Source organism: Gilliamella sp. CG35 (assembly GCF_046635745.1).
GTDB classification, from domain to species: Bacteria; Pseudomonadota; Gammaproteobacteria; order Enterobacterales; family Orbaceae; genus Gilliamella; species Gilliamella apicola_I.
The window spans coordinates 44,242-70,873 of record NZ_JBIDFH010000013.1; the positions used below are offsets into that span (position 1 = coordinate 44,242).

A 26,632-nucleotide genomic window follows, 5' to 3' on the forward strand; every position below is an offset into this window, starting at 1 on the left:
TTAGCACCAATGAAAGATATCAATTTATATTTAATTAGACACGGTCAGACGGAATGGAATATTAAAGATCAAATGCAAGGCTCACAGAATTCCCCTTTGACAGAAGAAGGAATTTTAGGTGCAAAGGTGACAGGAAAGTACCTTAAAGATATTCCGTTCATACAGGCTTATTCAAGTACTCAACAGCGTGCAATGGAAACTCGAGACTATATCATCAATGAAAATGTAAATGTTATTCCAACCGCTGAACTTTCAGATTTATGCGAAATGGATTTTGGTATTTGGGAAGGTAAACATGTGCCGACATTAAAAAAAGCATTTCCAGAATTTAACACTTATCTTACTGATCCTGCTAACTTTGATGCTACAGTCAATCAAGGTGAAAATTATCAACAAGTTTTGGCACGTATGGAGCGAGCATTAAAGACCATTATCGAAAATACTAAGCAAGATACCGGTAATATTTTAGTTGTTTCTCATGGCACAGTATTACGGATACTACTTTGTGTTTTAAATGGAGGAGACTGGCGTTTACACCGTGATGAAGCGTATTTTCCACGAATGTTAAATACAAGTATCAGTGTGGTTAACTATAAACAAGATGAAAATCAGCTTGAAGGGCAATTTTCGGTTAAGTTTTATAATAACGTTGATCATTTAGCCAATAAATAAATTTGCTGAATGAATATTTTTCTGGCTAATGTGGATGCCATTAGCCAGAAAATTATAAATTTTACCTTTTGTATTTTGCAAAGCGTTTTTGCAGTTGCTTTAATTGATTTATTCTGGCGTCTATTTTAGATAGTGTGATTTGATCGCCTTTAGCTCTATTTTTAGCGTTTTGTAGCAATTGAATAGATTCATCAAATCTACCTTGTAAAGCAATAAGCTCAGCTCTTGCAGTCATTTGTTGTGCTGTTGAGTGCAGCCCACCATAAGCTTTAATCAATTCATCCCAGCCATTCATATCGTCATTATGGTCATGGGTATAGCGATGAAGAAGACTAACCGCCTGTTGGTAATTTTTATTATTATTATAAGCCGCCGCTAAATTTAATTGTATCGCTGTGCTGTTAGGAAATTTTTTTAAAGCTTGCTGTAATCGTGTAATGGCAACACTATTATTATTAAGTTCTAAATCAATATCAGTCATTAAATCAATAAACCATAGATTATCAGGCTGACTATCTAATAATGGTTGAAGTTGCTGTTTGGCTTGTTGATATTTACCTGCCTGATAATCCGCCAATGCGGCACAGTATATGATGGCAATTTTGCTTGGTTGATTATTTAATTTTTTATAACCTTGAATTAATAACAAAGCGGCATTTTTATTTTTAGCCGTAATAATCGCTAATCGAGCTTTAGCTAAATAGTAATCAAGAGAAGAAGTAATATTTTTTTTACTGTATTGCAAAGTTCGGTTGCGAACGTCAGTTAAACGATTATTAGGCAATGGGTGAGTAAGTAATATTTCAGGCGGTTTACTACTAAAGCGCGTTTGATCAGCAAGTTTTTGCAAAAATTCAGATGATGCATAAGGATCAAATCCGGCTTTGACTAAAGTCCTAAGACCAACACGATCCGCTTCTTGCTCATTGCTCTGAGTAAAACTAATCATACTTTGTGCAGACCCCGCCATTGTACTTGTCATTGCAGCCATTCCAGCTTCAGGATTTGCTAATGTAAGTAATATAGAACCTAACGTAGCTCCCCAAAAATAAGGACTGTTACGATTTTGGGCTTCGATTGCACGGGCTAAATGTCTTTGGGTGACGTGACCTATTTCGTGAGCCATGACCGACGCTAGTTGACTTTCGTTATCCGTATCAAGTATTAACTTAGAATGGACAACAACATTACCACCAAAAAAAGCGAAAGCATTAAGGACATCGCTACGCATGATATAAAAGTGAAAAGGGGTTTGTACCGATTCTGATTTTGAAACTAATTTTTGACCCAAGTCATTAATATATTGATTCAAAACAGGATCATTTAGAATAGGGGCTTGAGCGCGTAACATTCGCATGTAATAATCCCCCATTTCCATTTCTTGACCGATACTTAATGTTGATGCAGCCGCTGTACCAATATCGGGCAAGTTAATGTTATCTGCATATACCAATGAGGTATTTTGCAATAGCAATGAAGCCGAGATTAAAAATGCAATTGTTTTTTTTAGCATTATTTTATTCCATAGGGATAATATAATTATTAATAGTTATTTTAGCTGAAAAAAAACACAATATCGATTTGAATTTGTGATTAAACTTTACATAAAGTTAATAAGCCTAACAGATAGCATCTTTAATCAATGACGTTGTTTAGGGTTATCAAAATTTCTATCTTTTTATTGAAAAACGGCAGAGCGAATTTTTTCAATATCAACTGTTTCAAGATATTTTTTGATATTGGGATAAACATTGTAGTGATGACCAAATTCAGCTTGCATTAACTCATTAATAGCTTGAGATTTAGTCCAATTTTCAAAAACCAAACGGTACATAGCAATAGCGACGCCGGTACGATCACTACCTTGCCAACAATGGATTAATATCGGTTTAGGGGAGGTATGAATTGCTTTCATTACTTGGATCATTTTCTCATCAGTAATATCACCTGCCCGCATTCGAATCCAAACTTCTGACATCTGTGTATTTTCGACTAACTCACGATCACTGTGAAAAAACCGTAAATTTATAATGGTTTTAAAGCCAAGTTTATCAAGATATTTAAATTCAGTTATTGAAGGTTGTTCTGAGCGATAGATATCGTTAGACACTTGATGAAAATTATCCGGTAATTGATAATCAGAATTAAGCTTAGATTGACAGCCAATGAGATTTAAACTCATACAACACAGCAGTAGTAGACATATCACAATCGTTGTAATACGGTTATGACTCATTTTTAACTGTTGTGTTGTATTTTGCATAACTAATTATTCGAACATGTTTATTTAAACTGTTTGAAGACGTTTTTTAATAAATGTCATCAATTCATCGATTTTTACTAGCGATTTTTCACCACCAGCACGGTGTTTATATTCAACTTCGCCATTTTCAAGATTGCGTTCACCGATGACAAAAGTATGTGGAATACCAATGAGTTCGGCATCAGCAAACATCACGCCCGGTCGCTCTTTACGATCATCAAAGAGTACTTCAATACCTGCTGATTGTAGATCTGCATAAAGCTTTTCAGCAGTGGCTTGTACTTTTTCAGATTTATGCATATTCATTGGTATTATGGCAACGCTAAAAGGCGCAATTGCGTCAGGCCAAATAATACCGCGGTCGTCGTGGCACTGTTCAATCGCTGCTGCGACAATACGACTTACACCAATACCATAACACCCCATAATCATGACATGATTTTGACCATCTTCCCCTTGAACAGTGGCTTTCATCGCTTGAGAATATTTGGTTCCTAATTGGAAAATATGTCCTACTTCAATACCACGTTTAATTTGTAATGTTCCTTTACCGTCAGGGCTAATATCGCCTTCAACCACATTACGAATATCTTCAATGCGAGGTAAAGCGACATCTCTTTCCCAATTGATATTGAAGTAATGTTTATGATCAATGTTGGCACCAGCACTAAAATCACTCATTACTGCCACATCACGGTCAATGATGATTGGCATATCAAGGTTTACCGGTCCTAATGAACCTGGTCCTGCATTCACTATCGCACGAATTTCATCTTCAGTTGCAAATTCTAAAGGCGATGCCACAATATCAATTTTTTCCGCTTTGATTTCGTTCAACGTATGATCACCACGGACTAATAAAGCCACAAGTTGGTGCCCACTCTCTTTAGTCGCCTTAACCATAAGTGTTTTAACTGTTTTTTCAATAGGTAAATTAAATTGTGCAACTAATTCATCAATCGTTTTGGCATTAGGTGTATCAACCAGTTCCATCGCCTTGGTTGGTGCAAGGCGACTTTGTGTTGGCGCTAATGCTTGTGCCATCTCAATATTCGCCGCGTAATCAGATTCGGTAGAAAAGACAATATCATCTTCACCACTGTCGGCTAATACTTGGAACTCATGCGACCAGTTGCCACCAATAGAACCCGTATCAGCTCGTACCGCTCTAAAATTTAAACCTGCACGTGTAAATATGGCACTGTAGGCTTTATACATATCATCATAGGTTTCTTGCAAGGATTCTTGTGAAGTATGAAATGAATAAGCATCTTTCATAATAAATTCACGAGAACGCATTACGCCAAATCGAGGGCGGACTTCGTCACGAAATTTGGTTTGAATTTGATAAACATTAAGCGGTAACTGTTTATATGAACTCACTTCGTTGCGTAGTAAGTCAGTGATCACTTCTTCATGGGTTGGACCTAATACAAAATCACGATCTCCCCGGTCTTTAATACGTAATAATTCCGGACCATATTGTTCCCAACGGCCGCTTTCTTGCCAAATATCAGCAGGTTGCACAACTGGCATTAACACTTCAATTGCCCCTGCTCTGTTCATCTCTTCCCGAACAATATTTTCAACTTTTTTAAGTACACGATAACCAGTGGGCAGCCAAGTATATAATCCTGCGGCAACTTTACGGATCATGCCGGCACGTAACATTAATTGATGGCTTATCACTTCAGCGTCTGCTGGAGTCTCTTTTAATGTAGAAAGAAGATATTTACTGGTTCGCATAAATTTATCCTGAAAAAAATAATGTACTAATGAATATACTAAAATGTGAGCTAGTTTAGCAGTCCGTCGCGTAACACTAAAGTAATTTTATGCGTAATTGTTGTAATCGACAAAAATTATTTATAAATTTAAGCAAATAAAGAGAGATAAAATGAAAATTAACAACATGACTAAGGCGCATATCTTCGCTTGGCAAAATTTTTTACGATTTAAATTGAAAGCTTGATTCTATACTTGATTATGCCATGGTTAACGCCATAATATAGCCATCATCTTTGATCAAATAGTTATTCTTACTTTAATCGACGTTAACCGTATAAAGGAAACAAATGGCTTCAGTTTTTGAGATATTTAAAATTGGTATTGGCCCTTCAAGCTCGCATACTGTTGGTCCAATGCGAGCAGGCAAAGCATTTATCGATCAGTTAATTGATAATGGTCAAATGCCTGTTGTGACTAAGATTATTGCCGATGTCTATGGTTCATTATCTTTGACAGGTAAAGGTCATCATACTGATATCGCTATTATTTTAGGGCTAGCGGGTGAAAAACCCGATACCGTTAATATCGATGATATTCCTATTTTGATTCAAAATATGAATCAAAATAAACGGTTATCTATCTATAATGGTCGTTATGAAATAGCGTTTTCAAGTGAAAATATTCTATTTCATTCTACTTTTTTGCCTAAGCATGAAAATGGTATGACTTTAACGGCTTATCAAGGTGAGCAAATACTTGCTCAAACCACTTATTATTCGGTCGGCGGTGGTAAAATTGTAGAAGATACACAGTTTGGTCAACAAGATCAAAATACGGTTGACTTTCCTTATCCTTTTTCATCGGCAGCACAACTTTTGCAGCACTGTGATGAAAACTCATTATCGATATCAAGCATTCTGCTTAAAAATGAGTTACAACTCCATTCGCAACAGGAAATTATCAACTATTTTACGTTGGTTGGACAAACCATGTTAGATTGTATTAAGCGAGGTATCCACACTGAAGGTTTATTACCGGGTGCATTAAAAGTACCTCGTCGAGCGAATGCACTTTACCGACAATTATCAACCAGTAAAAATGATAATGATCCAATGATTATTATCGATTGGATAAATATGTTTGCCTTAGCGGTCAGTGAAGAAAACGCAGCAGGTGGGCGGGTGGTGACAGCGCCAACCAATGGGGCTTGCGGTATTATTCCAGCAGTGCTTGCTTATTATGATAAGTTTATTGCTCCAGTAACTCCTGATACCTATGTTCGGTATTTTTTAACTTGTGGCGCCATAGGGCTTTTATACCAAAATAATGCTTCTATTTCGGGGGCTGAAGTAGGTTGTCAAGGTGAGGTGGGGGTAGCTTGTTCAATGGCTGCAGCTGGACTTGCGGAATTACTGGGTGGCAGTCCTGAACAGGTGTGTATGGCGGCTGAAATTGGTATGGAGCATAATCTTGGTTTAACCTGTGATCCCGTAGATGGTCAAGTACAAGTCCCTTGTATTGAACGTAATGCCATTGCTGCAGTAAAAGCGATTAATGCGACACGTATGGCGCTAAGACGAACAACTGCTGCCATTGTATCTCTTGATAAAGTAATAGAAACGATGTACGAGACAGGTAAAGATATGAATGCCAAATATCGTGAAACATCACGGGGTGGATTAGCCATAACGGTGCATTGTAGTTAGTAGTGCATTTATAATTAGTAATCGATTTGAAATCTATTTCTTAAAATCAATTTTGCCAGTCAATGCTGATTGGGGCGATCCGATTTTGATTGTTGATAAACAAATTGTAATATCTTGAAAAGATTGTGAAAGGTGTGCTATTTATACTTGTATGGTAGGCTAGGTATCTAGCCATACCGACAAGCATAAAAATCAATTAGATTAAATCTTGGTCTTCCTGCTCTTTGCTTTGCTGTTTTGTTAACTTATCCAAAAGCTTTTTATGAATACCATTAAATCCTCCATTGCTCATAATTAATATTGCATCGGTTGGTTTTGCTGATTTAACAATCATTTCAACTAACAAATCAATATCACCAGACCAATAAGCCGGTTGAATACAAGCATCAACAACATCAACGACTAACCATGGTAACTGTTCTGGTTGAAAAATGAAGATTTCATCGGCACGACCTAATGACGGCGCTAATTCATCTTTCGATATGCCTAATTTCATGGTATTTGAGCGAGGCTCTAACACTGCCAGAATACGACGATTAGCACCAATTTTACTACGTAGCGCTTCTAATGTTGCCAAAATAGCCGTTGGATGATGTGCGAAATCGTCATATATTTCAATATTATTGACTTTACCATAAAGTTCTAAACGTCGTTTAGCATTAACAAATGAGCTGAGAGCTAAACAAGCATCAGCCGGTTGAATACCGACATTATGGGCAGCAGCAATTGACATGAGTGCATTATGCATATTGTGTTCACCAACCAAAGAATACTCTACTTCGCCGACTTTTTGACTATTGTAATAAACAGCAAAGTGACTTGCATCATGGTTAATTCTTTGAGCTAGCCAACCAGATTCTGACTCAGTAAAAGTTTGTTCACTCCAGCAACCTTTGGCTAAGACTTGTCGTAAATTCACATCATCTTGAGGCGAAATAATCAGCCCTTTGCTAGGGACTAAACGTACCAAATGATGAAATTGTTTTTGGATTGAATTAAGATCATCAAAGATATCAGCATGATCAAACTCAAGATTGTTCATAATAAGCGTTTTAGGGCAGTAATGCATAAACTTGGAGCGTTTATCAAAAAACGAACAATCATATTCATCAGCTTCAATAACAAAAAATTTACCTTCGCCTAATCGAGCGGAAACATCAAAATTACCCGGTACACCACCAATCACAAAACCTTGTTTATATCCCTGTTTTTCCAATATCCAATTGACCATGCCTGCTGTGGTTGTTTTACCATGCGTTCCTGCAACAGCGATAACCCAACGATCTTTTAATACATTGTCATGTAACCACTGTGGCGCAGAGATATAAGGAATATTACTATTTAGTATATGCTCGACACAAGGATTACCTCTGGATAAGGCATTACCAATAATGACTAAATCCGGGCTAGGAGTCAGTTGTGATGGATCATAACCTTCAATAATGTCAATATGCTCTTTTTGTAAAAGCGTGCTCATAGGTGGATAAACGTTTTTATCTGAGCCAGTAACTTTATGGCCAAGAGAACGGGCTATTAATGCAATTCCTGCCATAAATGTGCCACAGATCCCAAGAATATGAATATGCATTTTTAGTCCTCAATCTCTACAAATTATGTTAATAAACTAGTCTTTATCTGAATTATATCAAAGGTTAATGTAATGTAACTTTTAAATATTCTGCGAATTATAATCGATTTTGATCAACTATGCGATAGGCCACAAATGTCTAATCAATAATTTGGCGGCTTGATTACCACGAAACTCATCTACGTCTAAATGATAAACAACTTTAGCTTGTTTTATTGATAAATCAGGCCATTCTAGACGATCAACATTAAATGCAATACCATCAATGATGGGTCCGCCATTTTTAGGTTCTAAAACCAATTTAAGATGCTTGTCTGCCAATAATCGCTGTTGATGAATGATGAATTCACCATCAAAAATAGGTTCAGGGAATCCTTCTCCCCAAGGCCCAGAATCTTTTAATTGTTTGGCAATTGAATAATTGAAATCTTGTCCATCGATTTCCCCGTCTGTTTCAATAACCGTTTCTAATAATTTGTCATCTAATCGTTTAAGTAATAATGCTTCAACACATGCGGTAAAACGTGATAAATCATTTTCATGTATTGTTAAACCAACCGCCATCGCATGTCCCCCAAAACTTACCATAAGCTCAGGGTGTAAGTGCTGCAATTCATCAAGTAAATCGCGTAAATGAATTCCTTTAATTGACCGTCCAGATCCCTTTAAAAAACCATCTTGAGTAGAAGCAAACGAAATAACCGGACGATGATATTTTTCTTTCAAACGGGAAGATAAAATCCCAATGATACCTTGATGCCACTCGGGATGATAAACCACTAGAAAGTGAGGAATCGAGGTTTTTTCATTCTCCATTTTTTCAATGAAAGACAGTGCTTCTTGATGCATCGTCTGTTCAATTAATTTGCGATCATTATTTAAATTATTAAGATCAGTTGCTAAGTTAAGGGCGGTGTCAGGGTGGTCACAGAGTAATAATTCGACACCAAGCGACATATTGTCCATTCTCCCAGCGGCATTTAATCTTGGTGCAATGTAAAAAGCAAGATCAGTCGCATTACATGAACAGCAATCTTTTTTGGCAACTTGCAATAATGCCTTAATACCTTCACAACAGTAACCAAAGCGGATTCGGCTAACTCCTTGATGAACTAAGATACGGTTGTTATGATCCAGTTTCACGACATCGGCAATAGTTCCCAGTGCAACTAAATCTAATAAATTAGCAATGTTAAATTCAGCTAACTGATTATCATTAAACCAGTTTTCTTGCCGTAACTTTGCTCTTAACGCTAACATTAAATAAAATGTCACGCCCACTCCAGCTAAATTTTTGGAGGGAAAAGTACAATCAGGTAAATTAGGGTTAATAATGGCATCCGCCGAAGGTAACGGGTTTGGGCATAAATGATGATCGGTAATAATGACTGGCAAATTAGCTTGTTTAGCAAATTCGACCGCTTCAATAGCTGAAATGCCATTATCGACAGTAATAATCAGGTCAGCTTTCGATGATATCGCTTTTTTAACCACTTCAACACTTAAACCATAACCATCTTCAAATCGGTCAGGAATAATATAGTCGACAAACTGACATCCCATCTGTTTTAATGCTCGGACAGCCAATGCGGTACTGGTCGCCCCATCGGTATCAAAATCGCCAACAATCATGATTCTTTGATTGTTTTTCATGGCTGAATAGATAATTTCAACGGCTTTATCTATACCATTTAACTGATCATAATTACTTAGATTTCGAGCAGCATAATCAATCTCTTTGCTTGATGTCACGCCACGTAGAGCATAGATTCGTTGCAATAATGTTGGAATGTCATTCGAAAATTCAGGATGTAACTCGGGTAATTTACGACGTACTAATTTAGTTTTATTCATATTTTCAATGTTAGCGCATTTGCGCTAACATACTTATTAATTATAAATTTGAATTTTAGCTAGTATTTAATTAAAAATTATTTAGCTGTGTTTTTTAAGATTTCAATTAATTTATCGGCTGGTATGTAACCTGGAATAAGTTGCCCATCGGATAAAACGATTGACGGGGTACCGCTTATACCTAGTTGTCGACCAACGTTAAATTGCTGAGTAACATAAGGAACGTCGCTGGTAGCTGGTGTAATAGGATCGCCTTTGTAAGCTTTATCAAAAGCAGCTTTGCGATCAGCAACGCTCCAGATAGATTGCATGTTTTTACCAACTTCACTATCAGCACCTGCACGAGGGTAGGCGAAATAATGGACTGAAATGCCATTATTTAAATATTGATCTATATTCTCGTGCAACAATTTACAATAATGACAAGTATAGTCAGTGAATACTGAAATCACATATTTTTCATCTTTGGCTTTGTAAATGATAGCATCTTTTTCGATAGTTTTCATTAATGCCAAATTAGTGCTATTAGCGATGTTTTTCGGCTCGTCACCTTCAACATTATAGATAGGGCCTTGAGTTAAATATTTACCATCGTCCGTGACATAAAAGGTTCCATCGGGTGTGACTACACTTTTCAAACCTTTTACGGGCGTGTTGGTAATTTTTAAATCTTTATTCTCATAACCTAGCTTACTCATGGTATCGGTAATGTCACTATTACCTGCCAAAACTGAGGTTGAAATTAACGCCAAACCTAAAACTAATTTTTTCATTTACTTATCCTTATTTTTTAAACCCTATGCTCGAGGATGATGTTTGCTGTGTAATTGCTTTAACCTTTCTGTTGCTACATGGGTATAGATTTGCGTAGTTGAAAGGCTGCTATGTCCCAATAACATTTGAACAACCCGCAAGTCTGCCCCATGATTAAGTAAGTGGGTAGCAAATGCATGCCGAAGCACATGAGGAGAAAGTGCTTCAATATTTATATCAGCTAGTATGGCATAATATTTTATTCGATGCCAGAATGTCTGTCGTGTCATTTTTTTTCCAAGTCTACTTGGGAAAAGCACATCGACTGGCCCCGATTTAAGTAAATCATCGCGTCCATATTTAAAATAGTATTCTAACCAATAAATGGCCTCTTCGCCCAGTGGGACTAAACGTTCTTTATTCCCCTTACCTATTACCCGAATCACACCTTGTCGTAAACTAATATCACTTATTTCTAAACTCACTAATTCTGTTACCCGTAAACCGGTTGCATAAAGCACTTCTAACATGGCTTTGTCTCGAAGCTCTAATGAGTCTTGAGTATTAGGGGATTCAAGCAAAGCCTCAACTTGTGATTCAGTTAAATCTTTGGGCAATTTTTTTGGTAATTTAGGCGAAGACAGGACAGCTGAAGGATCATCGGTGCGATAATTCTCTTGATATAAGAATTGAAAAAAACGTTTTGTTGCACTCATCAGTCGTGCGGTGCTACTTGCTTGATAACCATCGGCAACCCGTTGCATTAAAAAATCTTGCAAATGAGTGGTCTGAGCAGTAATAAAATTCACATTTTTCAACTGTAGCGATTGATTGAGTGCCAATAGATCAAGTTTATAAGATTCTATAGTATTTTCCGCTAAATTTCGTTCTAACCATATGGCGTTGAGGAATTCTTCAACGAGTTTGTCATTGTGAGGACGAATGTGGTCTTTTGACACCAAGATTATCTCTACATTTTAAATATAGAAAATATTATATACTAAATTAGCAATTAATTGCAGTGTAACTCATGTTGAATCATGAATATCATATTGTATGATAAAAGACATTATTTTAACTTTTTACTGATATAATGTTATTGATGTTAGTGAAAAAAATATGTGGCTTGCATTGTTTGATATATACTTATCATTTCTAAAATTTCCTCAATGTAATTATATGTTAAAGCGAAATATTTACCTTTTTATCGCGGTTTATGCGTTATTCGTAATTGGGATTGAAACTCATGTTTATTGGCATGCTCGGCTTCGTCCATGGCAACCTGGTACGCCGATAGGTCGAATAATATTTTATTATAGTTTTTTTACTGTTCTTTCCAATCTCATGCTAGCAATAAGTTGCCTATTTTTAACCTTTAAACCTAACTGTAACCGTTATAGCTTTAATGTTATTCGATTAAATGGCTTAATTGGTGTAATTATTACTGCAATAATTTATAACTCAATTTTACGCGGTATTCATCAACCGCCAAATAGTTTATTGCGTTTTACAAATGAAAGTTTACATGTTGTTATTCCCCTATTAGGTATTTTGAGTTGGCTTATTTGGGGACCATTCAGACGTATCAACGCCAAAGTTGTTATTGGTTCGATATTGTCAATGATAGCGTATGCTATTTATATCTTCGTACGAGGTTATTTTACACATCAATATCCGTATCCATTTATCAACATTGAAAAAATAGGTTATATAAAAGCATTATATAATGTGAGTAAAGTGCTATTATTATTTTTGGGATTAACTTTCTTATTATGGTGTATTGACCGTTTAAGGAGATAAAAATGAAACTATATATTTATGAACATTGTCCTTTCTGTGCACGAGCAAGAATGATTTTTGGTTTGAAAAATATACCGGTTGAAGAGCACGTTTTACTTAGTGATGATTCGGAAACACCGCAAAGCATGATCGGCGAAAAAATGGTTCCGATTTTGCAAAAAGATGACGGGAGTTATATGCCAGAAAGTTTAGATATTGTGGATTACATCGACAATAATTATGGGGGCAAACCAATTTTAGTTGGATCACAATCATCCGAAATATCAGCGTTAATTAAGCAATTACAACACTATGATTATAAATTAGAGTGTCCTCGCTATATTAAACTCGGTTTAGCGGAATTTGCAACTCAACATGCTATTGATGATTTTGTTGCCAATAAAACCAAAAAAATAGGTTCGTTTGATGCATGTCTTGAACAAACTGATGAATTAGTCATGTCCGTATCAAACATTCTAGATAAACTAGCACCCCTGATTGTTTCAGCACATGCTTGTAATGGTAATTTATCATTGGATGATATCTTATTATTTCCTGTATTACGTAATTTAACTTGTGTAAAGAGTTTGACCTTTCCGCCTAAAATTAAAGCTTATCTGGAATCGATGTCAAAACAGAGTAAGGTTAATCTGTTTTTTGATAAAGCCGTATAATTACCAATATTTTGAAGCAAAAAAACTCATTAACCTAGGTTAATGAGTTAACAATTAGAAAATAGGAATACGATAAGTATTAACCCATGCTAACAATATGATAAATCGTAGTTAGCATGTTGAAACTGAGCGATTAATTACCTAATTTAAGATCAATGATTTCAATTTGGTCTTTACCGCCGTAAATGTCATACCATGGCGTAGCATATTGTTTTAAAATCTTATTGAGCTCTTCAACGTTTTCCCGTCCGGTGGTATCTAACCAGCGTTTTAATCCTTCTTTCCCTTCCTTCGCATAAACGGCAACACCTTCAAACCAAGTGGCACGACCACCTAAAATACCACTATATTTAGCACCATTTTCACCCGCGAAAATTAACTCTTGATGGAATGTTTTGGTCGGAACACCGGCACTTAAATATATAAAAGGACGCGTGGCGGCATCGCTGGCTTGTTTAAAATAATCCGCTGCTTGTTTTTGTGAATACACTACAACATTATTATCATTGAAGCCTTCAACATGTTTAAAAAGTACAGGAACTTCGACTTTTAAAACATCGATGTAATAGTGGTTTTGCGTGAACTCTTTAATGGTATTGATAACTTTTTGTGGTTTGATTTTGGCAAATTCAGGACTTTTATCATCTGTCACCGTATTATCATACACGATAGGTTCAACAAAGAGGGGAATATCAGCCGCTCTTGCTTCATCGCCAATACGTTCTAAAAATGCATGCTTTTTATCTAAAATATCTTGTGGATCATCAGGGTTGTAATAGACTAAAACCTTGGCTGCATCTGCCCCTTTTTTTAATAACCGTTGTAAAGAATCTTCCGGTAATACGTCAGGTAAACGACCTGGTGTGTTAGCATCATAACCCGTTTTTTCATAAGAAATGATTAAACCCGCATTTTGATTTTTTTTCGCCATACCTTTAAAGCCATACTCTTCATCTAACAAAATTGCACTGACATATTTTGTTAATTCTTGAGAAACAAGCTCTTTGAATTCATACACCATATCAACATGATAACGATCCTTACCAACGGCGGCTTCCATCATTTTAACCATTGAACCACGCTGATCGATTGCTAACGCAGCAATAATACCTTCTTGGTTTGATAATTGTTGCATACGGGTAAATTTACCACGAGAAATACGTTTTGTAGCCATTTTACAACTCTCCATTTAAAAAGATTTTTCATTGTAGATTTATTACTCGATGATTTATTAGTCATTTAGTGCTAGTTTTGATTAAAGCTAAAAATGATTAAATTTCAGTTCATTAGTTGCCTTTCTGGAAAGTGATACATTGTGATAGTTTGATATTATTTTCTAGAACAATCGTTAAAATTTTTCAATGTGGTTGATGCCTGTTGGCTAACTTAACATTAATACGCATTCATTTTTTGTATTCTATAGACTGTACTAAACCGTAGTTCTAAGACAAAACTACTCATGCTTCATCTATCGGCACGATATAAATTGAAATAAAAATGCAAATCCTAAATAGTGAAATTAATTAGCTTTATAGGTTTTTATACAATATCAATAAATAAAATAGGATATAAAATTTTTTGAAACTTTGAAGATAAGCATATTTTTTAATAAAAATAAGACTAAAATAAATACAATTATGAGTTAAATTTTAATTATTCAGGAGAAAGAAATGAAAGCTGCTGTTATAAGAAATGCTTGCGATGGCCAAGTCGACATTAAAGATATTCCTATCCGTCCATTAGAAGCTGGTGAAGCTTTAGTTGAAGTTGAATATTGCGGTCTTTGCCATACGGATCTTCATGTTGCTTCGGGCGATTTTGGTAAAAAGCCTGGTAGAGTAATTGGTCACGAAGGTGTCGGCATAGTGACTAAAGTTGCGCCCGATGTAAAAAGTTTAAAAGTTGGCGATAGGGTGAGTATTGCATGGTTTCATGCAGGTTGTGGGACTTGTGAATATTGTATATCGGGTAATGAAACATTCTGTCGTAGTGCGTTGAATTCGGGTTATACCGTTGACGGAGGTATGGCAGAATTTTGTATTGTTAAGGCTGATTATGCCGTTAAAGTTCCGGAAGGATTAGATCCCGCTCAAGCAACCAGTGTAACATGTGCCGGTGTTACCACTTATAAAGGCATTAAAGTTGCGGATACCAAACCAGGGCAATGGCTTGCTGTATTTGGTATTGGTGGCTTAGGAACTTTGGCGGTTGAGTATGGTAAAAAAGTCTTTAATAACAAAGTGGTGGCAATTAGTAATAGTGATAGTCAATTAGAGTTGTGTAAAAAATTGGGGGCAGATTTAGTCGTTAATCCTAAAAAAGTAGCTGATGTAGGGGCATACATCAAACAACATACGGGCGGTGGTGCGCATGGTGCTGTGGTGACATCAGTAACTAAGACAGGTTTTAATCAGGCTGTTGAATCTGTTCGCCCTTTAGGACGTGTTGTGGCACTGGGTTTACCGTCTGAAACAATGGATTTAAGTATTCCTAAAACAGTATTAGATGGTATTCAGGTTTTAGGTTCGCTTGTGGGGACTCGAGAAGATCTTGCAGAAGCATTTCAATTTAGTGCAGAAGGAAAAGTTGTCCCGATCGTAGAAAAAAGACCATTAGAAGATATCAACGATATGATCGATGAGATGAAAGCAGGAAAAATTCAAGGGCGTATGGTCATTGATATGAAAATGAAAAGAAGTAACTAAAAAAAGTAACTAAAAGGTTTCGACTTATATGCTTAAGTCAGCTTAATGCTGACTTTTTTATATTTAAAGGATAAAAATCCCATTCTTTCTATGAATTTAATTCTTTTCAGATAGTTAACAGTATTCTTTCTTGAATTTTATTCATAAACTTCTATTATAAATAAATTTTCCTTAATATAGATTATTACTCAAAGAGGACGTTTATGTCAGATCACAATTTAGAAAATAAATTGCGGAAAGATCTTGGTCTAGTTTCTGCATTATCACTGGTTGTCGGAATGGTTTTAGGAGCAGGAGCTTTTATGAAACCACCCGCAGTGTTAGAAGTCGCTGGTGATTATAATTATGCATTACTAGCGTGGATAATTGGTGGTATTTTTTCTATTTGTGGTGGACTAACATTGTGTGAATTAGGAGTGATGTTTCCTAAAACTGGTGGCATGTTAGTTTATTTAGAAAAAATTTATGGTGCGAAAGTATCTCACCTTTATGGTTGGATGATCACTGTTCTTTTTGCGCCATCATTAGTAGGGGCACTTGTTGGCTATTTTAGCTCAGTTTTTTGCTTATTATTTAATATTGATGAAGCTTATCGAATGGCGGTTAGTGCAGGTGTGTTAGGTTTTATTGCCTTGATTAATGCAATAGGGGTTAAAGAGGCAGGCTATTTACAAACCTTTGCAACGATTTGTAAATTAATTCCGATCCTTTTATTAGCTATCTTTGGTCTTTGGAAAGGTAATGGACAAGTCGCCTTACTTGGTGCAAGTGGACAAGGCATTGAAACCTATGCACCTTTCGCTGTTGCCATTCTTGCGACACTGTTTGCTTATGACGGTTGGGCGCAAGTCGCCTCTGTAGCTGGTGAAATCCGAAATCCTTCAAAAGTTTTACCTAAAGCAATCATTCTGGGAATCCTATTCTTAATTATTGTCTATGCCTGTATAAACATTGCACTATTTAAAATATTTCCGGTACAGGAAATGGTATCACTAAAACATGATGCCTCAGCTATTGCTTCACAACGCATGTTTGGGGAATTCGGTGGAAACTTGGTTGCCGTTGGTATTATGGTCTCAATTCTGGGTGGCATTAATGGTTATATCATGACCTTATCACGAACTATTTTTAGTATGGCTGAGCGAGGTACGATTATTGGGGCACGTTTTTTAAGTACGATTGATGAGGATAGTCGTTCCCCAGTTAATGCTATTATTGTCTTAGTTATTTTTTCATTCTTGTATTCGATATTGCTGGATGCTGATCGGTTGTCAGAAATTTCAATGTTTGCGATTTGGGTATTTTATCTACTGACTTTTATTGGTGTGATTATTGCCAGAAAAAAATATGCTGAAGTGCCTAGACCTTACAAAGTTATTGGATACCCTATTATTCCTATTGTGGCTATAAGCGGGGCTGCTTATGTTATTTATGGTATGTTGATTTATCAAACTGTAAATGGGATTGCTTCAATCTTTTTAACCTTGATTGGCTTACCAGTATACTACTATTATCATAAAAAGAATCAAAACAAAGAGCTTTCGCTTGGTGAAATGAAAAAATATCATAACAAAACACAATACTCTATTGCATATGCTTCATTAATTATCATTGCCGGATTAATTGCATATGGTTATATCGTGAGTTCAGGACTTGCTTTTAAAGTTTTGATGTTATTTAATCAATTCATAAAATAAACTGGCTATTGCCAGTTTATTTTTATGACAAGTAGCTTAAATATAATTTGAAATTAAACTATAGATATTTTGATCATAAAACGCATCATTAAGATATTCGGCTTGTTTGAGTGTTCCTTCATAATCAAAACCACAACGCTTAGCGACTTGATTACTTTTCAAATTAGTGACAGCACATTTAATGACAAAGCGTTTAATGATTTTTTTTACAGCATAATGATGAGTGAGTGCTTGGATAGCTTGTGTAATGATACCCTTACCTTGTGCTTTGCTATCTAACCAATAACCGAGATAGGCAGTTTTATTATTTTTATCGATATAATTAAAGGAAAGTAACCCGACTGATAGGTTATTATGTAAAATTACATAGGTTTTAGTTTGATCACGCTGATGTTTGACAAAACAATCTGCTAAAAAATTAGCTGTATCTGACTCGCATTTGACAAATTTTGGCCATGTCATAAATTGACTAAAGAAGACACGATTTGAATCAATAATGTGGTATAACGCTTTGGCATAATCAGTTGTTGCAGGACTAAGATAGATATGTTCAGTGACATGAATTTCATCTTGTTGGTTATCATTCATTCTTTATTCTCTTAAAAACATAACAGTTTAATGACCTTTTTTATGAAATTGCCAGACTGTGTAGTCTGGCAATTTTGATGGATTTTAATGGATACAAAACAATAAATGTTTATTATTTGCTCTGACTCTCGCTTTTTGATTTAGCCACATAGTTATACACAACTAATAAAGCAAAAATAGCAACAATAATCATCATAATAACATCTTTATTTAACCATTTTGCCATATTACCAAGTAAAATGCCTACACCACAAAAATCGACATCAGAAAACGTGGTATTGGCAAAACCTAGTGATCCTAATACAGGCAATAATACCACAGGTAAAAATGTCACTAACAAACCATTAGCAAATGCGCCAAGCATTGCCCCACGGCGTCCGCCCATTGCATTACCAAATACCCCAGCAGTTGCACCACAGAAGAAATGTGGAACCACACCCGGTAAAATGAGTACCGCGTTAAGTTGACCTAAAACAAATAATCCAACTAATCCACCCAAAAAGCTAAATAAAAAGCCAATCAATACCGCATTGGGTGCATAAGGAAATACGACAGGGCAATCTAAAGCAGGTTTGGCGTTAGGGACTAATTTTTCTGAAAATCCTGTAAATGCGGGGACAATTTCGGCAAGAATTAGACGTACACCTTGCAATATGATAAAGACACCTGCTGCAAAAGTGATCGCCTCAATAATGGCATAAACTAAATAATTATCGCCATGACTAAGATTGTTTTCAACATAATCTGAACCGGCAAATACGGCTAAAATTAGATAGATAATCATCATGGTTAACGAGATTGAAATTGAGCTGTCACGTAAAAAGCTTAAGTTTTTTGGTAAGTTCATCTCTTCGGTAGAACGAGACCCTTTGCCAACTGCCTTTCCAAGCCAACCAGCTAAGACATAACCTAGCGTACCAAAGTGACCGAATGCGACGTCATCGTTACCGGTAATTTTTCGCATTTGTGGTTGAGCTAAAGCAGGGAAAAACGCCATAATTAACCCTAAAACCAGTGCGCCGGTGAAGACTAATTGCCAACCTTGAAACCCTGAAACAGTTAAAATAATACTAATCATACAAGCCATATAAAAAGTATGATGACCGGTTAAAAAGATGAATTTTAATCGCGTAAATCGAGCAACAACAATATTGGCAATCATACCAAACGCCATAATTAATGCCGTTGCTGTGCCATACTCATTTAATGCCATGGATACAATAGCTTCATTATTAGGAACGATTCCTTGAAGTTTAAACGCCTGTTCAAACATGATACCTAATGGTGTAATTGCGCTAATAAGTACTGTTGCACCACCACCTAATACCAAAAAGCCTAAAATAGTCTTAATGGTTCCTTTTACCGTATCGGCAAATGATTTACGTTGAGCTAATAATCCTACCATTGCGATTAAGCCAACAAGCACCGCAGGTACTTTTAGGATATCAACAATAAATTTTACTATTTCCTGAATCATAGTAACTCCTTAACGATTTGCTCAGTTCTTGGCAAAATGCTCAACGAGTTTTTGTTCTAAATCGTTGATATCAATAATATTGTTTAACACCACTAATTTATCGGCAGGAATCCCAGAACTGGTGGCTAAATCTTTTGTCATGACAAACAGATCAGCTTGATCGGGTGTTGCTGAAGCTAAATCAGCATGTGTAACTTCTGCATCAATATTTAATTTTTTTAGGACTTTTTTGATATTCATTTCAACCATAAAACTACTACCAAGACCTGAACCACAAACTGCCATAATTTTCATATTGTTTATCCTTTTACTCATTTCTATTTAATTTAATATTGATCAATCACAGCCAAGATTTCATCACGATGTTGTGCTTTAAAAATGGTCTGCATATCGTTTGATTCACCGAAGAGTGTTGCTAATTGCGTTAACATTTCAATGTGACTGGTGCTATCATTGGCCGCTAATAAAGTCACTAAATAAACAGGGTCATTATCTTCTGAATTGAATTTAACGCCTTGCTTGACCAATAACATTGACAATCCTAATTGATTTACACCCTGTTCAGGTCTGGCATGTGGCATAGCAATACCGGGTGCCAAAACGTAGTAAGGTCCTATTGATTCGTGTAACTGAAAAATAGCATCCACGTAATTTTGTGAAATAGCATTATTTTTTAATAATGGTGTTGCACAAAGTTGTATTGCTTCTTTCCAGTCTTTAACCGAATCAATAATATTGACTGTTTGGTTGGTTAACCATTTACCTAACATTTTTCCTCCATTAAAACCGATATAAAGTTAATATCTTTTAAAAAATTAACATACTGCACAATAATAGAAATTAAAAAATAGTAGAAATGTGATAGCGCTATCAAAGTTAAAATAAAATTTCTCTGTTTTGTGATACAGATAACATTTTTAATGAATGGATAACTCATATTTTTTAGAGTGTTAATATTATATCGATAATCATGATTAAAAAACAGCTTGAACAATCTGCACTTGATTGCTAGCCATGAAAAAATTTAGTTCATTATTCTTTGGGCAAACAGCCAGATAAATAAAAGGGTTAACGTTAATTGAGATAAAACATGCAGGATATAAAAAAGCGTAAGAGTACTGGGCAGATCACTTTGTTTGATGTCGCGAAACATGCTGGTGTCGGGGCTATGACGGTATCAAGAGCTTTACGGACACCTGAGCAAGTTTCGGATAAGCTCCGTCAAAAAATTCAATTGGCGATTACGACATTGGGTTATAAACCCAATGTCGCAGCAAGCTTACTGGCTTCAGCATCGGCGATTAAAGTTATCGCGGTAATTACTTCTAAAATATATGATCATACAGCAAAAATTTTACTTAATACTTTGCAAACTCACTTAGCAAAAGAAGGTTATACGACATTAATTATCGAATTGTGCCATTATTACAAATGCGAATCGCAATTAGTTAATACGTTAAGCAGTTATCAGCTTGAAGCAATTTTGTTATTTCATGTTGAAGATGAAGGGTTAATTCAACAAATCACCAATTACAAAACAATACCGATTATGAATATTGGCAAGCAATATGAAGACTTAATAGATTTAAATGTTGAAATAAATGATTGTTTAGCTATGTATACGCTTACCGAGTATGCGATTAAAAAGGGTTATCACCATATTGGTTTACTATGTGCTAATCAACAGAATCATTTTTTTCAACAGCGTTTGCACGGTTGGCATAAAGCAATGTTAACTTATCATTTACCCAATCATAGAGTAATTAATGCAGCTAAACCTGCTAACTTTAGTACCGGTTCCGATTTGCTCTCCGATATATTACTCAACTGGCCTGAACTTGACGCTTTAATATGTACGACTGATGAATTAGCGTGTGGTGTGCTTTATGAATGTCAACGTCGGCACATTCGTGTCCCTTATCAATTAGCAGTAAGTGGATTTGGTAATAATGAATTTAGTGAAGTAAGCTTTCCACCATTAACGACTGTCGCATTACCTTCCAAACAGATTGGAGAATATACGGCGACTTTAATATTACATAAATTAAATAACAAAACGGATTTGAGTGAACCTATATTATCCCAATTAGAGCCAGTGATTCAAGCTCGAGTGAGTTTATAGTTGATCGTATTATATGTTAGATAAAAGAGAGAAAATAATGAGATAAATTTTATTCTCAAAATTCAGAAACAAAAAAAGCCTGCTTAGAAAAGTAGGCTTTTTTTTGACATTGGTCGGCGAGAGAGGATGACTCGCATTTCATGCTCGCCCTTCGGGTCGTTGCTAAAGCAACGTTATCTCGCTACGCTCGGTTCGAACCTCCGTCGGTTCTCATCCTCTAAACTGAAGCGAATAATAAAAAAGCCTACTCATTGAGCAGGCTTTTTTTTGAAATTGGTCGGCGAGAGAGGATTCGAACCTCCGACCCACTGGTCCCAAACCAGTTGCGCTACCAAGCTGCGCTACTCGCCGTTAGGATGCGCATAATACTGCGCTAACCTCGATGTGTCAAGAGTTTCCCCTAAAAATTATGATGATAATTTTTTATTTTGTAAAAGGGGCTGGTGTTTTGCCAATACGTTGATAAAATTCGGTAACAAATTCTTCATAACGTTTGTTAGCAACCGCTTCTCGAATCTCTGCCATTAAACGTTGATAATAGCGTAAATTGTGAATAGTGTTGAGTCGAGCACCTAAAATTTCACCACATTTATCTAAATGATGAAGATAAGATTTTGTGTAATTTTTACAGGTATAACAATCACACTCAGGATCAAGTGGTGTTGTGTCATCTTTATATTTGGCATTACGAATCTTAATAACGCCGTTGGTTACAAAAAGATGTCCATTACGAGCATTTCGGGTTGGCATGACACAGTCAAACATGTCGATACCACGACGTACGCCTTCAACTAAATCTTCAGGTTTGCCAACGCCCATTAGATAACGCGGTTTATCAGCCGGTAATTGAGGGCAAGTGCCTTCTAAGATACGATGCATATCCGTTTTGGGTTCACCAACGGCTAATCCACCCACAGCATATCCGTCAAAGCCTATTTCGGTTAATCCTTTAATGGATATGTCACGTAATTCTTGATGTATACCACCTTGAACTATACCGAATAATGCATTCTTATTACCAAGTTCATCAAAACGTTGACGGCTTCGTTTTGCCCAGCGTAATGACATTTCCATCGATTTTTTGACATAGTCCCACTCCGCAGGAAAAGGCGCACATTCATCAAAAATCATCACAATATCAGAACCAAGGTCGTATTGAATTTCCATTGAAATTTCAGGCGATAAAAAGATTGAATCGCCATTAATTGGATTACGAAAATAAACGCCTTCTTCTTTAATTTTACGAATATCACCTAAACTAAAAACTTGAAACCCACCAGAATCGGTTAAAATAGGGCCATGCCATTGCATAAAATCATGTAAATCACCATGTTTACGCATAATCTCTTGTCCGGGTCGTAACCATAGATGAAAGGTATTACCTAATAAGATTTGGGCTCCAGTTGCGGCGACTTCTTCAGGTGTCATCCCTTTTACAGTACCATAAGTACCAACAGGCATAAATGCAGGTGTTTCAACGGTGTATTCGACGCCACGGCGATCGAATTTCATACGTCCTCGACGAGCAAGTCCGTCTGTATTGTCTAATTCAAATTTCATGTCTTGTTAACCTCGTGCGACCAAATAAACAGTTTGGCGCAAATTATTGATATAATACGTCGTCGTATTATTAAATTTCGGCGCCTAGTTTATCGTGATCACTTGCAATAGACAACATTTGGAGAGATTTTAAAAATTTTGAGATACATTATTCTATCATTGTCATTTTTAATTTTATTCATGATAACAGGTTGTCAAAGCCAACTTAATAAACCGCAATTTATTCTTTCTTCTCAACAAATTGTCGCGTTATCTGAGCAGGATATCCTAAAATTTAACGAACAAGTTTGTCGTGATGAAGATAAGCAATCTATTGTGTTAGCTCATGATCATGTGATGAGTCAACGACTTCATCGTCTTATTCAATATCTGCCTAACACGATTAATCATCTTCAATTAAATTATAAAGTTTATCTCAATACAAAGCCTAATGCTTGGTCATCAGCAAATGGTTGTATACGCTTAAACAGCGGATTGATTAAACTGTTAACCGATGATGAGCTATTGGCGGTAATTGCTCATGAACAAGGACACATTGCGCTAAAACATGCGATACACTCATTCCAACATGCCCCTTATATTGAAATTTATGATAAAGCGAATAAAACAGTTGTAATGATAAGAAACGAGACCGCTCAGCAAAATGAAATTGATGCGGATAATTATGCGATCGAGATGTTACGTAAACAAAAATTAAACCCTGCCGCACTGATTAGCATGCTGATGAAAATGCCGGTACATAATGATGTTGATTTAACATCGCATCCTGCAATATCAACACGAATTAATCATATTTCACAAAAACTGAAGAATATTAAGTAATAATGTTTTTTTCGTTTGCCAATCAATGGGTAAATGGTTACTACTTCGATTGGCAAATTTTAAAAACTCACCAATTAAATTTGTTTGCCAGTAATAAACATCGCATCACCATAGCTAAAAAAACGATAATTTTCGTTAACGGCTTGTTGATAAGCATTCATTGTATTTTCATAACCAGCAAAGGCTGAAACTAACATAATTAAAGTCGATTCGGGTAAATGAAAATTTGTGATTAATGCATCGATCACATTAAACTGGTAGCCGGGATAAATAAAAATCTGAGTGTCGGCAAAAAAAGGCGCAATAGTGCCTGTTTTTTGGGCGGCACTTTCAAGTGCTCTAACCGATGTTGTGCCCACGGCGATAACTTTATTACCACGAGCTTTACAAGCTAACACTGCCTCAACAACGGTTTCGGGGACTTCTGCATACTCGGCATGCATTATATGCGATTCAATATTTTCAACTCTTACGGGCTGAAATGTACCTGCACCAACATGCAAAGTAACAAAAGCCATTTCAACGCCTTTATCTTTCAATTTTTTTAATAGAGGTTCATCAAAATGGAGCCCCGCAGTAGGTGCAGCAACTGCACCAGGCACTTTACTGTAAACAGTTTGATAAACTTCACGGTCTTGTTCATCATCAGGGCGATCAATATAAGGAGGTAAAGGAATATGACCAATTTTATTTAAAATAGTCAATACATCATCAGGAAATTGAAGTTCAAATAAAGTATCATGTCTTGCCACCATAATCACCTTAATTGAATCATCATCTCCTAATAAAAGTTCGGTACCTTCTTTAGGTGATTTTGATGCTTTTATATGGGCAAGGGCACGATTATCATTCAAAATTCGTTCAACTAAAATTTCAATTTTTCCTCCCGAAACTTTTTTACCAAATAAACGGGCAGGAATAACTTTAGTATTATTAAAAACAAGTAAATCACCGGGATTAATTTTATTGATAATATCGGTGAAAACTCCGTGTTCAATCTTTCTTGTATGACCATTTAAAGATAAAAGTCGACAGTCACTTCTTGTTTGAGAAGGGTGCTTTGCAATAAGTTCTTTGGGAAGTAAAAAATTAAAGTCGGATAGTTTCATAATAGCTATGTCTGAAAAAAATAGGCATTAGTCTAAATCTCATAATACCAGTAAGCAAGTAATTATTTATTGCTTATTATTAAAGTTAGTTTAAAATTTTCGCTGCCTAGCTAAGGTTAGGAATAAAGTAATTATATTTAAAATAAGGAAAACAAAATGAAAAATCTCAAAAATACATTATCCATTGCGCTTCCTTTGGTTGCAGCAATGTCATTAGTCGGTTGTAACAGTATAGATAATATGACTGATCTAGGTATGCGTGGCATTCAAGCAGCAACACTTAGTGACGATGAAATAAAAACACTCAGCGCTAATGCATGTGCTCAAATGGATTCAAAAGCAAAAATTGCGTCTGCCAACAGTGCTTATACTAAACGATTGAATAAAATTGCCAAAACACTTGGCTATAACATAAATGGAACACCTATCACATATAAAGTATATCTAACTAAAGATATCAATGCATGGGCAATGGCTAACGGTTGTGTCCGTGTTTATAGTGGTTTAATGGATAACATGAATGACAATGAAATTCAGGGTGTTTTAGGGCATGAATTAGGCCATGTTGCTTTAGGGCACACTAAAAAAGCAATGCAAGTTGCTTATGCTACCGAGATAGCGCGTGATGCTGTTGCTTCATCTGGGAACGCGGCGGTAACTGCGCTATCAAAATCTAAATTAGGAGCTTTAGCCACCGCTGTGGTTAACTCTCAATTTTCACAAAAACAAGAAAAAGACGCTGATAACTACTCTTTTGACTTCTTAATTAAGAAAAACATTAATCCAGTAGGGCTTGCAACGAGTTTTGAAAAACTTGGTGGTGGTAATTCTGACTTATTAAGTAGTCATCCTTCTTCATCAGATCGTGCGGCTAATATCCGTAAAAAGATTGCCAGATTGAAAAAATAATATCGAGTCAATAATTGAGTCAAAAGCACCTAATTTGTTGGTGCTTTTTGTTTTTATGTAAATTGAAATTTCAAGACGGATTCAATAATATTAATCAATAGACATCCAGAAGATATACTTCATTTCTTTACCTATCATCTCGCATTTACAAACTACTTATTTTTACTATTTAGTCATGTCATTACAGGATTATTGTAAATAACTATCTATTTATCAGATTGTTAAAATAATTTAATGCTTCTTTTCATACTTCACTAAGCAACATTAAAAATAGTTATACTTAAATTAATAGGTTTTATTGATTTTAATTGTTTAAATTGATCGTTTTTTACGATCAATGTATAATTGTGAAAATATTTGAAAATTATCTGTAAAAAACGCTTGTTTTGTTAATTTTTCTGATCATTAAAAACGAATAGAGATGAAATGAATGTGCAACATTTAAAAATTTTTACTCATCCGAAAGTTTGGTTGTAATTGAATTCTTTATCTTAATTTATTAAATGGATTTGTATCAGTAATGCATTAATTGAAAACAAATTTTTTTGATTTTTTTAAAATTTTGCTGATTAATTTACAAAGTTAAATATCCAATAGTGTCTAATCAAGATCAATAAGCAAAATTA

Annotated in this window: 23 protein-coding genes, 1 tRNA gene and 1 other RNA gene; 9 read left to right on the plus strand and 16 right to left on the minus strand. The window is 35.7% G+C overall.

All coding sequences use genetic code 11. The features are described 5' to 3' along the window. The first annotated feature begins 9 nt into the window (after positions 1 to 9). A complete protein-coding gene (locus tag ACGH4F_RS07355; RefSeq protein WP_411590643.1) occupies positions 10 to 672 on the plus strand; it encodes a histidine phosphatase family protein in 663 nt (220 codons plus the stop codon). A gap of 61 nt (positions 673 to 733) precedes the next feature. Here ACGH4F_RS07355 and ACGH4F_RS07360 read toward each other — a convergent pair whose 3' ends face one another. From ACGH4F_RS07360 to proS, 3 genes are all read right to left on the minus strand, one after another. Further along, entirely contained in the window at positions 734 to 2,185 is a 1,452-nt protein-coding gene (locus ACGH4F_RS07360) for a M48 family metalloprotease (protein WP_411590644.1), read from the minus strand. A 165-nt stretch (positions 2,186 to 2,350) separates the two neighbouring features. Further along, positions 2,351 to 2,854: a tyrosine-protein phosphatase gene (locus ACGH4F_RS07365; RefSeq protein WP_411590645.1), complete on the minus strand. Its 504-nt coding sequence runs from the start codon at positions 2,852 to 2,854 to the stop codon at positions 2,351 to 2,353. Positions 2,855 to 2,959: 105 nt separating this feature from the next. After that, positions 2,960 to 4,681, minus strand: coding sequence for a proline--tRNA ligase (proS, locus tag ACGH4F_RS07370; RefSeq protein WP_411590646.1), 1,722 nt, complete (start codon positions 4,679 to 4,681; stop codon positions 2,960 to 2,962). Between the two features lie 329 nt (positions 4,682 to 5,010). Here proS and ACGH4F_RS07375 point away from each other — a divergent pair, with 329 nt between their 5' ends. Beyond that, positions 5,011 to 6,369: an L-serine ammonia-lyase gene (locus ACGH4F_RS07375; RefSeq protein WP_411590648.1), complete on the plus strand. Its 1,359-nt coding sequence runs from the start codon at positions 5,011 to 5,013 to the stop codon at positions 6,367 to 6,369. Positions 6,370 to 6,565: 196 nt separating this feature from the next. On the opposite strand, the gene mpl is transcribed toward ACGH4F_RS07375, so the two are convergent. The 4 genes from mpl to xerD form a co-directional block, all read right to left on the minus strand. Further along, positions 6,566 to 7,957 (minus strand): UDP-N-acetylmuramate:L-alanyl-gamma-D-glutamyl-meso-diaminopimelate ligase, encoded by a 1,392-nt coding sequence (gene mpl / locus ACGH4F_RS07380; RefSeq protein WP_267350090.1) that lies wholly within the window; start codon positions 7,955 to 7,957, stop codon positions 6,566 to 6,568. A 117-nt stretch (positions 7,958 to 8,074) separates the two neighbouring features. Next, positions 8,075 to 9,811, minus strand: coding sequence for a single-stranded-DNA-specific exonuclease RecJ (gene recJ, locus ACGH4F_RS07385; RefSeq protein WP_411590650.1), 1,737 nt, complete (start codon positions 9,809 to 9,811; stop codon positions 8,075 to 8,077). 77 nt (positions 9,812 to 9,888) lie between these two features. Further along, positions 9,889 to 10,584, minus strand: a complete 696-nt coding sequence (gene dsbC, locus ACGH4F_RS07390; RefSeq protein ID WP_411590652.1) for a bifunctional protein-disulfide isomerase/oxidoreductase DsbC — start codon at positions 10,582 to 10,584, stop codon at positions 9,889 to 9,891. 24 nt (positions 10,585 to 10,608) lie between these two features. Continuing rightward, positions 10,609 to 11,508, minus strand: coding sequence for a site-specific tyrosine recombinase XerD (gene xerD, locus ACGH4F_RS07395; RefSeq protein WP_324101240.1), 900 nt, complete (start codon positions 11,506 to 11,508; stop codon positions 10,609 to 10,611). Between the two features lie 235 nt (positions 11,509 to 11,743). Between xerD and ACGH4F_RS07400 the strand changes: the two genes are divergently transcribed. Both ACGH4F_RS07400 and grxB read left to right on the plus strand, forming a co-directional pair. Continuing rightward, the gene (locus ACGH4F_RS07400; RefSeq protein WP_267360883.1) at positions 11,744 to 12,364 is read left to right on the plus strand and encodes a Pr6Pr family membrane protein; all 621 of its coding nucleotides are present in this window, start codon (positions 11,744 to 11,746) and stop codon (positions 12,362 to 12,364) included. Positions 12,365 to 12,366: 2 nt separating this feature from the next. After that, on the plus strand, positions 12,367 to 13,017 hold the full coding sequence (grxB, locus tag ACGH4F_RS07405) for a glutaredoxin 2 (RefSeq protein ID WP_267360881.1): 651 nt from the start codon (positions 12,367 to 12,369) through the stop codon (positions 13,015 to 13,017). A gap of 133 nt (positions 13,018 to 13,150) precedes the next feature. Here grxB and ACGH4F_RS07410 read toward each other — a convergent pair whose 3' ends face one another. Beyond that, positions 13,151 to 14,191, minus strand: coding sequence for a tagatose 1,6-diphosphate aldolase (locus tag ACGH4F_RS07410; RefSeq protein ID WP_411590653.1), 1,041 nt, complete (start codon positions 14,189 to 14,191; stop codon positions 13,151 to 13,153). A 496-nt stretch (positions 14,192 to 14,687) separates the two neighbouring features. Here ACGH4F_RS07410 and adhP point away from each other — a divergent pair, with 496 nt between their 5' ends. Next, positions 14,688 to 15,722, plus strand: a complete 1,035-nt coding sequence (adhP, locus tag ACGH4F_RS07415) for an alcohol dehydrogenase AdhP (protein WP_411590655.1) — start codon at positions 14,688 to 14,690, stop codon at positions 15,720 to 15,722. Positions 15,723 to 15,925: 203 nt separating this feature from the next. Beyond that, positions 15,926 to 17,419, plus strand: a complete 1,494-nt coding sequence (locus ACGH4F_RS07420) for an APC family permease (protein ID WP_267350082.1) — start codon at positions 15,926 to 15,928, stop codon at positions 17,417 to 17,419. Positions 17,420 to 17,455: 36 nt separating this feature from the next. Here ACGH4F_RS07420 and rimL read toward each other — a convergent pair whose 3' ends face one another. The 4 genes from rimL to ACGH4F_RS07440 form a co-directional block, all read right to left on the minus strand. Continuing rightward, a complete protein-coding gene (gene rimL / locus ACGH4F_RS07425) occupies positions 17,456 to 18,007 on the minus strand; it encodes a 50S ribosomal protein L7/L12-serine acetyltransferase (protein WP_267350080.1) in 552 nt (183 codons plus the stop codon). A gap of 112 nt (positions 18,008 to 18,119) precedes the next feature. Further along, the gene (locus ACGH4F_RS07430) at positions 18,120 to 19,484 is read right to left on the minus strand and encodes a PTS ascorbate transporter subunit IIC (RefSeq protein WP_267350078.1); all 1,365 of its coding nucleotides are present in this window, start codon (positions 19,482 to 19,484) and stop codon (positions 18,120 to 18,122) included. A gap of 21 nt (positions 19,485 to 19,505) precedes the next feature. After that, positions 19,506 to 19,778 (minus strand): PTS sugar transporter subunit IIB, encoded by a 273-nt coding sequence (locus ACGH4F_RS07435; RefSeq protein WP_065558381.1) that lies wholly within the window; start codon positions 19,776 to 19,778, stop codon positions 19,506 to 19,508. 32 nt (positions 19,779 to 19,810) lie between these two features. Then, positions 19,811 to 20,254 carry a PTS sugar transporter subunit IIA gene (locus ACGH4F_RS07440; RefSeq protein ID WP_065558380.1) on the minus strand — a complete coding sequence of 148 codons (444 nt, stop codon included), beginning with the start codon at positions 20,252 to 20,254 and terminating at the stop codon, positions 19,811 to 19,813. Between the two features lie 320 nt (positions 20,255 to 20,574). Here ACGH4F_RS07440 and ACGH4F_RS07445 point away from each other — a divergent pair, with 320 nt between their 5' ends. Continuing rightward, on the plus strand, positions 20,575 to 21,606 hold the full coding sequence (locus ACGH4F_RS07445; RefSeq protein ID WP_267350074.1) for a LacI family DNA-binding transcriptional regulator: 1,032 nt from the start codon (positions 20,575 to 20,577) through the stop codon (positions 21,604 to 21,606). 110 nt (positions 21,607 to 21,716) lie between these two features. Here the strand turns inward: ACGH4F_RS07445 and ACGH4F_RS07450 are convergent. The 3 genes from ACGH4F_RS07450 to tgt form a co-directional block, all read right to left on the minus strand. Then, positions 21,717 to 21,841: non-coding RNA, RtT sRNA (locus ACGH4F_RS07450), on the minus strand. Positions 21,842 to 21,880: 39 nt separating this feature from the next. Further along, positions 21,881 to 21,957: transfer RNA gene (locus tag ACGH4F_RS07455), tRNA-Pro, on the minus strand. Between the two features lie 72 nt (positions 21,958 to 22,029). Beyond that, complete coding sequence (gene tgt, locus ACGH4F_RS07460) at positions 22,030 to 23,166, minus strand: tRNA guanosine(34) transglycosylase Tgt (protein ID WP_411590658.1); 1,137 nt, start codon at positions 23,164 to 23,166, stop codon at positions 22,030 to 22,032. Positions 23,167 to 23,346: 180 nt separating this feature from the next. Between tgt and ACGH4F_RS07465 the strand changes: the two genes are divergently transcribed. Next, positions 23,347 to 23,988, plus strand: a complete 642-nt coding sequence (locus ACGH4F_RS07465; protein WP_411590660.1) for a M48 family metalloprotease — start codon at positions 23,347 to 23,349, stop codon at positions 23,986 to 23,988. A gap of 74 nt (positions 23,989 to 24,062) precedes the next feature. Here the strand turns inward: ACGH4F_RS07465 and queA are convergent, their stop codons facing one another. Then, on the minus strand, positions 24,063 to 25,097 hold the full coding sequence (gene queA / locus ACGH4F_RS07470; protein ID WP_411590662.1) for a tRNA preQ1(34) S-adenosylmethionine ribosyltransferase-isomerase QueA: 1,035 nt from the start codon (positions 25,095 to 25,097) through the stop codon (positions 24,063 to 24,065). A gap of 156 nt (positions 25,098 to 25,253) precedes the next feature. Here queA and ACGH4F_RS07475 point away from each other — a divergent pair, with 156 nt between their 5' ends. Beyond that, on the plus strand, positions 25,254 to 26,006 hold the full coding sequence (locus tag ACGH4F_RS07475; protein WP_267360416.1) for a M48 family metallopeptidase: 753 nt from the start codon (positions 25,254 to 25,256) through the stop codon (positions 26,004 to 26,006). Positions 26,007 to 26,632: the final 626 nt, after the last annotated feature.